Origin of the sequence: Gemmiger formicilis (assembly GCF_016901605.1) — a bacterium.
GTDB lineage: Bacteria > Bacillota > Clostridia > Oscillospirales > Ruminococcaceae > Gemmiger > Gemmiger formicilis_B.
On record NZ_JACJKP010000212.1, the window covers coordinates 1 to 4,125 of the forward strand.

Genomic DNA, 4,125 nt, shown 5'->3' on the forward strand with positions numbered 1-4,125 from the left:
TTGGTTCACAAGAGGTTGTGACGGATTATTTCAACTTGACGCTTTTCCGATACACTACCATAGAAATTGCGGCGGCAATTACCTCCGTCGTCCAGAAAGCGTGCCACACGCCGGTAGGGCCCATCAAGCGGCAGAGAATCCAGGCCAACGGCATGATTGCCAGGCAGTACCGGAACAGGGAAATCACCAAAGAAGCAACGCCTTTTCCAAGTCCTTCCAAAGCGCCTGACGTGACCACAGAAACAGTGGAAATCAAAAAGCCGCAGCTGATAACCCGCAGTGCATATTGTCCGATGGTAATGGTTTCCGGGTTGGTTGTAAAAAGCCCCATCAATTTGTCGGCAAAAGCCAGGCACAATACAGTGCCAAACGCCATAATGCCGCCGCAGAGCCACATGGTCAAGCGGTAAATCTTGCGGACACGTTCCGATTCGCCTGCACCGTAATTGTATCCGATCAACGGTCGCATTCCTTGTACAATGCCGCTGCCCGGCAGATATAAGAAAGTCTGTAATTTGTAGTAGATGCCCAGTACCACAACATAACTTTGCGAGAAGGCAGCCAGGATGCCATTGAGGAAAGAAATCAGTACAGAGGGAAGCGCAAGGTTCAGAATAGCCGGGATGCCGATGGCATACAGCTGCAAATCCATTTTTTTGTTCGGACGCATACAAGAACGGCGCAGCTTTACCGGTGTGGGGTATTTGTTGTAAAAAAGCAGGTAAAGAGACAGGGTCAGAATTTGCCCGATACCGGTGGCCAACGCAGCGCCTGCAATACCCATCTGCGGAAAGGGTCCCCACCCGAAAATCAGAAGCGGGTCCAATACGATATTGCAGATGGAACCCGCCATAAGTGCAATCATCGTCAGCTTCATTCTTCCGATAGCCTGGAAAATTTTTTCAAACGCCAGCGCAGCCATTACTACGACGGAAAAGGAGAAAGCGATAGAGGCGTAGGTGGTTCCCATCCGGATAACGACTTCATCGGTTGTGAATGCGGCCAGAAATTTGGGGGTAATGGCAATGCTAACGATGGTAATTACAATGCCATGCAGTAAAGAAAAACACATTCCATGGGTGGCTGCCGTATCGGCCCGGTGCCGCACGCCGGCTCCCAAATGCAACGCAATCTGTGCATTGATGCCAACCCCAAAACCAATTGCTATGGCATTGATCAGATTTTGCATGGGATAAACCAGAGAAAGCGCGGTCATGGCATCTTCACTGATTTGCGCCACAAAAAAGCTGTCCACAATGTTATACAGCGCATTGACCAGCATCGAAAATACCATGGGCAGCGCCATGGATGCCAACAAAGGAAAAATCGGCTTTTCTTTCATAAGGGTATCGGTCATAACGGTTCCTGCCTTTCGTGTCCAAATTTGCATAAAAAAAGCCACACAATGATCCGGTAACAGATCATTGTGTGGCGAAAAGTAGCATAAACACTGTAAAAATCCACACGGTGTTTTATTGTTTTTACGATAGCACGGTTTGCTTGGGCTGCCAAGGCCGCCCCGGCTGGAAGTGATTGGCTTGAAAACGACCGCCGCCTTTATGATTCATATAAATTACCATTGGCGACGGTATTCTCCAGGTGTGGTTCCCTCGATTTTCTTGAACAACCGTGAAAAGTAGTTGGCATCATTCAAGCCGCAGTCCTGTGCGATGGATTCGATTGTCCGGTCGGTAAAACGGAGCAGCCGTTTGGCTCTGGTGATTCTAAGCTGGACAAGATAACTGGTGACCGGCAGGCCAAACTGTTCTTTAAAGACCCGGGTAAGATAAAATTTGTTGATATAAAAGCGTTCGGCCAGATCGTCCAGCGTAATTTTTTCTCTGTAATGAGTATCCAGATAATCTTTGATTTCCTGCAGATTCTGTTTCTTACCGGAAGCAATTCTGACCGTGCCGGGATGCCAGCTTTCCCGCATCAAAAGTGTGAGCAGTTCCACCAATCCGCCGTAGATTTGCATGTCCCGAACATACTCGTCGGAATTGGCTAATTCATACAGCCGTTGCAAAAGTGTGCTGAACTGTTCCGGATGCTGGGCATGGAACGCGGCCTGGCCGCCGCGTTCCTGGTATTTTTTATAAATGGCGCCCATATTGGGACCATAGAAATGTACCCAGCGAAGCTGCCACAGGTCGGGATCGGTTCGGTGCAGATAAGGCTTTTTGCAATCCAGAAAAACGCAGTCGCCCTTTTGAAGATGCCGCCGTACACCTCCGTATTCCAACAAACCGGAACCGCGTTCTACCACGAAAAACAGGTAGGAGGCTAAATCTTTGCGAGTGCTGTCGTGGGGCTGCCGTGCCTGCAGGCTGCCGATTTCCTGCAGATGCAGCAAATTTGTCCGCGCAAAAGAAGAGGGGGTATAGATAATGCGGCTGGAATGTACCAGTTTTCCATCAAACAAGGGCGTATCCATGGTGGTGCCTCACAAATGTTTTTTTTAGTATAACAAAGAAGTCAATATAATGCTAGTCTTTTGCAAGATTTCCCCTACCGAAGACGGAAAAATATCGTTAGAATAACAAACAGTAAGTGTATATTTGTAAACCAATCTGTGCGATAAAACACAATGAAAGGCGACAAAATCATGAAAAAGGCTTTGATCACCGGTGTTACCGGTCAAGACGGCAGCTATCTGGCGGAGTTTTTGCTGGAAAAAGGATACGACGTACACGGCATGATCCGCCGTTCCTCTGTAGATTACCGGGAAAGGATTGCACATCTGGAAGGGCACAAAAACTTTCATTTGCATTACGGTGACCTGGGGGACTCTATGAGTCTGATGGCCATCATCGGCAGTGTGCGCCCGGATGAAATTTACAATCTGGCTGCTCAGAGTCATGTGCAAGTCAGCTTTGATGTACCGGAATATACCGCCGATGTTGTTGCCACCGGCGTGCTGCGCGTTCTGGAAGCTGTCCGTTTGTGCGGTTTGGCGCAAACCTGCCGCATCTATCAGGCTTCTACCAGTGAATTGTATGGTAAAGTGGAAGAGGTGCCGCAGAACGAAAAAACACCGTTCCATCCCTACAGCCCTTACGCTGTTGCCAAGCAGTACGGGTTCTGGATCGTTAAAGAATACCGTGAAGCCTACAATATGTTCTGCTGCTCCGGCATTCTGTTCAACCATGAGTCTGAACGCCGCGGCGAAACTTTTGTGACGCGAAAAATTACTTTGGCGGCAGCACGTATCGCACAGGGAAAACAGGATAAGTTGTACCTTGGAAATCTGTCCAGCCTGCGTGACTGGGGCTATGCGAAGGATTATGTCGAATGCATGTGGTTGATCCTGCAAAACGATAAGCCGGAAGATTTTGTGATTGCTACCGGTGTACAACATTCTGTGCGGGAATTCTGCCAGCTGGCCTTCCACCATGTGGGTATTGAACTGGAGTTTGTGGGTGAAGGAATGGAGGAAAAAGGCATCGATAAAGCCACCGGCAAGGTTCTGGTAGAAGTGAGCCCTGATTTCTATCGCCCCACCGATGTGGTCAACCTTTGGGGGGATCCGACCAAGGCTAAGACAGAGCTGGGTTGGAACCCCACAAAAACCAGCTTTGAAGATCTTGTAAAAATCATGGTGGACCATGATATGAAAAAGGTTGCTGTGGAGCGTACTGAAGAGCATATTCAAACGAACTTGGCAGAATATCTGGAGAAGGGCGTCATCAAATAAAAGGCTGTGTAAGTGACTTTTTTGAATGATCCAATTGGATGCAACAGAAAGAAGACGATTATTATGATGGAAAAAAATGCGAAAATCTATGTGGCCGGTCATCGCGGCATGGTGGGTAGTGCCATTGTGCGGGAATTGCAGCGTCAGGGCTATACCAATATCATTACCCGTACGCACAAGGAACTGGATCTTTGCCGTCAGGCTGATGTGGAAGCGTTCTTTGCTGTGGAAAAACCGGAGTATGTATTTCTTGCAGCCGCCAAGGTAGGGGGCATCGTGGCCAACCAGGAAGCGCTGGCAGACTTTATGTATTACAACATGACGCTGGAAATGAATGTGATCCATTCTGCCTGGCAAAATGGATGCAAAAAATTGGAGTTTCTCGGCTCCAGCTGCATTTACCCGCGCATGGCCCCGCAACCTATGAAAGA

The 4,125-nt window shown here is 48.6% G+C and carries 4 protein-coding genes; 2 read left to right on the forward strand and 2 right to left on the reverse strand.

The features are described 5' to 3' along the window. Nucleotides 1-25: 25 nt before the first annotated feature. The gene (locus tag H6B10_RS12955) at nt 26-1,357 is read right to left on the reverse strand and encodes an MATE family efflux transporter (protein WP_204651988.1); all 1,332 of its coding nucleotides are present in this window, start codon (nt 1,355-1,357) and stop codon (nt 26-28) included. Nucleotides 1,358-1,573: 216 nt separating this feature from the next. Continuing rightward, nucleotides 1,574-2,434, reverse strand: a complete 861-nt coding sequence (locus H6B10_RS12960) for an AraC family transcriptional regulator (RefSeq protein WP_204651989.1) — start codon at nt 2,432-2,434, stop codon at nt 1,574-1,576. Between the two features lie 171 nt (nt 2,435-2,605). Between H6B10_RS12960 and gmd the strand changes: the two genes are divergently transcribed. Further along, nucleotides 2,606-3,694: a GDP-mannose 4,6-dehydratase gene (gmd, locus tag H6B10_RS12965; RefSeq protein WP_204651990.1), complete on the forward strand. Its 1,089-nt coding sequence runs from the start codon at nt 2,606-2,608 to the stop codon at nt 3,692-3,694. A 63-nt stretch (nt 3,695-3,757) separates the two neighbouring features. Beyond that, nucleotides 3,758-4,125: NAD-dependent epimerase/dehydratase family protein (locus H6B10_RS12970; RefSeq protein ID WP_204651991.1), on the forward strand; the 368-nt coding region annotated here is incomplete at its 3' end.

Coding starts and splice junctions, on each gene's coding strand:
- H6B10_RS12955 (WP_204651988.1), bottom strand. CDS start 1,357: ATGACCGATACCCTTATGAAAGAAAAGCCGATTTTTCCTTTGTTGGCA.
- H6B10_RS12960 (WP_204651989.1), bottom strand. CDS start 2,434: ATGGATACGCCCTTGTTTGATGGAAAACTGGTACATTCCAGCCGCATT.
- gmd (WP_204651990.1), top strand. CDS start 2,606: ATGAAAAAGGCTTTGATCACCGGTGTTACCGGTCAAGACGGCAGCTAT.